A 2,987-nucleotide genomic window follows, 5' to 3' on the forward strand; every position below is an offset into this window, starting at 1 on the left:
CGCCGCGGCTTGCTCCCAGTCGTCCACGAACGAGCGGATGATGCCCACGCCGTCCTCGAACATGCCGAAGTCGCCGTAGTGTCCCGCTGGCGGCAGGTTGTCCAGCAGCGTGGGGCCGTAGGCGTTATGGTAGAACTCGTCGGCCGGAAAGGCCCACATGCTCCCGCGCTCGGCGAGCGCCCGCCGCTGGAACGGCACGACCAGGTCCATGACGGCGCGCGACGACACGGGATCGTTGAAGCTGCGGTCGAAGACGCTCTGGTGCTTCGTGAAGCCCAGCGGCACGATGCACACGTCCAAGATGCCGGGACGCGCATAGGCCCAGGTCAGCGTATCCTCGAGCACGGCCCCGTCGTTCTGGCCGGGCACGAGCACGATCTGGGCGTGGAACTCGATGCCGGCGGCCAGCAGCCGCTCCAGCACGTCGATGCCGTGCTGCGCATGCCGCCCGATCATACGGCGGCGCACGTCGGGGTCGGCCACGTGCAGCGACAGGCGCAGGGGCGAGATGCGCTGCTCCACGATGCGCTGCTCGTCCTCGGGTTTCAGGTTGGTGAAGGTGACGAACGTGCCCGCAAGGAAGCTCAAGCGGAAGTCGTCGTCGCGCAGCGTGAGCGACGAGCGCATGTCATCGGGCAGCTGGCGCATGAAGCAGAAGGTGCAGGCATTGCGGCATTGCCTCACCCCGTCGAACACGACGCCCTCGAACTCGAAGCCCCAGTCCTCGCCCTCGCCGCGCTCGAGCTCCACGACCCCCTCGTCGCCGTCGAGGTCGATGTAGCCGAGCTCCATGACGTCGTCGGACGCGAGCCATCGCCAGTCGATGAGGTCGCGCACCGGCCAACCGTCCACGCTGGTCACAAAGCAACCCGGCTCGAACCCCGCGTCGTCGGCAGGACTCCCCGGCGCCACCGCGCGCACGAGCGCCCGCGGCGCGTTGGACTCGCCGATCCGCGCCGCGCGTTCGATGTCCTTGGAGGGATAGGTGCTCATGAACAAACCTTCACTTTGCCAAAAAACCCTTCGATGACGTCAAGCACAGCCGGCCATGACAAGCAAGAAGCATAGGAAAATCTCGCACCATATGCCTGCCACAAGCTTGACATCTCCCTGCTCGATCTAATTTCCCGAACAATCACGTCAATGCGATCTCCAGCTACCGACGTGCCCCTTTTGCCGCATGTGTTGACGAAGGCTTGCCGCAACACCGCTTCATCGATGGGCACGGACTTCGTTTTCTCAAGCACGAACAGATCGTAGAAATCGCGCATCCTGGTGTTGGCAACGCCTCGGGCCACAACCGTTTCCAGCTTCTCAGCTATCAAGGTCTCGGCATTGTACGCCATGATCGCAACTGAGCGATTCTCGAACATCAGCCTGTACTCGAACCTCAGCTCGCTCGGGGTGATTGCCTCATCGGTTGAAAAATCGAGCTTCATGGGGATACGTATCCGCTCAAGCGTCGCTTGCAGGTAAACCCTGATGCCGGGGTATTCGTCGTCGTCCATAATGGTTTCGACTTTTTCGATCTCGAAAGCCATGCCGTCGTCAAGGGAAATGGCGCAGATCTCATCCACGACCGCGCGGATGTCTTCCTTGGTCAAAGGAAGGCTTTTGATCGTCGTATCCACATCCATGGTCGAACGGGCTTCCAATCCGACTAGGGCGGCTACAAGAGTGCCACCCTTCAAGATGAGATTCTCGCGATAAGGGGAAAGCGAAAGCCTTTCCAAGAAGCGCTCCGTCGCGTACGTCCGCATGAGCATCTGCGCTTTGGCGCTATCGCCCATCGAAAGGTTGCGAATCTTTCCTTTGAGCTGTTGGGCTGTGCGGATCATCACAGGAGCACCTCCAGGTAGCGGCTCAAGACCTTCTCGACGGAGAGCGCCTTCGCATAACGCATCAGCAACGGGATATCTTTGCCCTTGCGTCGGACGTAGCTCTTCAGAGCTCCTTGCAATTCTTGCGCTTCCACGAATCTGCGCTTGCGCACGATATCGCACACCGTCCTCTCGGCATTGTACACACGCACGGTGTGCCCAAAGGGCGTTTGAATCTCAATAACACCTAAAGAGAAGAGTTCGGAATTCACCTTGTGCACTCGCACCCCTTCACGCGCCAAATTGGAAGAGCTGGCGCCCGCCTTCAAAGTGATGCTGTAGCGATCGGGCTCGCGATCGGTGAGTCCAAGTAGGAACAAAGCCGTCTCGTGAGAGAACACCGCACCCGGATAACGGGTCTGCAAGACGAACATCCCGTCATCCCACGCATCTTGGGCTCTGTAAAGGCCTTTGGCCACCCGCTCCATTCCGTTGGCCCGCACGTAATCGCCGACAAAAGCCCTCGAAACGCCTGCCTCAACCGCGTCGGACGTTTTCAGGTACCCGAGTCCTTCCTCGACCAAAGCGTCCAGAAAAGCTGTCTTTTCCATAACACCACCTTACATTCACGCCCTGATTGTATTCGAATTGGGCGTGAATGTAAATCATAGCCATGCCCATGAGCACGCTATTCCCACCGGCTCCGATATATCGCACGCATCTCCTCGTCCGTCAGGGTCGAGCATGCTCCCTCCCCTATGCCCGCAAAGGCCTTGAGAGCGGCTTTCTTTTGATCACGTCCATCCTGCCGGTTGAGCCGAGTGCAAGCTGCGGCGCTCCAAGGCTGGATCTTCCTCAGCTTGGGGCCCAGCTTGCGACGCGCCATCTCGGTGTCGTAGGCGGCCTGGCCGCGGAGCCAATAGCCGTTCGCCCACGATACGCCTCGCTTCCGTCTATCATGACGTCCCTCGATAGCATAGGACAATAGTATCATGATTCCTCAAACCTCACGACGAGCAGGCCGTCCTCGTGGCGGGCGCTCGCGACGTCGCGGCCGCGCAGGTGGGCGGGCAGGGGGATGCGGCGGCGCTGGTTGGCCAGCGACACCACGAGGGCGTCGCCGTCCTGCACGAGGTCGAGGTCGCGCTTGTCGAAGAACGGCGCGGG

At 60.7% G+C, this 2,987-nt stretch carries 4 protein-coding genes; all 4 read right to left on the bottom strand.

Features of this window, described 5'->3' with window-relative positions:
* Positions 1-993, bottom strand: a 993-nt coding sequence (locus GPA_RS03030; RefSeq protein ID WP_231847553.1) for a DUF512 domain-containing protein, incomplete at its 3' end; no start/stop codon positions are given.
* Complete coding sequence (locus GPA_RS03035) at positions 990-1,838, bottom strand: nucleotidyl transferase AbiEii/AbiGii toxin family protein (RefSeq protein WP_015538894.1); 849 nt, start codon at positions 1,836-1,838, stop codon at positions 990-992. The genes GPA_RS03030 and GPA_RS03035, both read right to left, overlap by 4 nt.
* A complete protein-coding gene (locus tag GPA_RS03040; RefSeq protein WP_015538895.1) occupies positions 1,838-2,431 on the bottom strand; it encodes a type IV toxin-antitoxin system AbiEi family antitoxin domain-containing protein in 594 nt (197 codons plus the stop codon). Before GPA_RS03040 ends, GPA_RS03035 begins: the two co-directional genes overlap by 1 nt.
* Positions 2,432-2,810: 379 nt before the next feature.
* Positions 2,811-2,987, bottom strand: a 177-nt coding sequence (locus GPA_RS20595) for an ArsA family ATPase (RefSeq protein WP_197533063.1), incomplete at its 5' end; no start/stop codon positions are given.

The organism is Gordonibacter pamelaeae 7-10-1-b (assembly GCF_000210055.1).
GTDB classification, from domain to species: domain Bacteria; phylum Actinomycetota; class Coriobacteriia; order Coriobacteriales; family Eggerthellaceae; genus Gordonibacter; species Gordonibacter pamelaeae.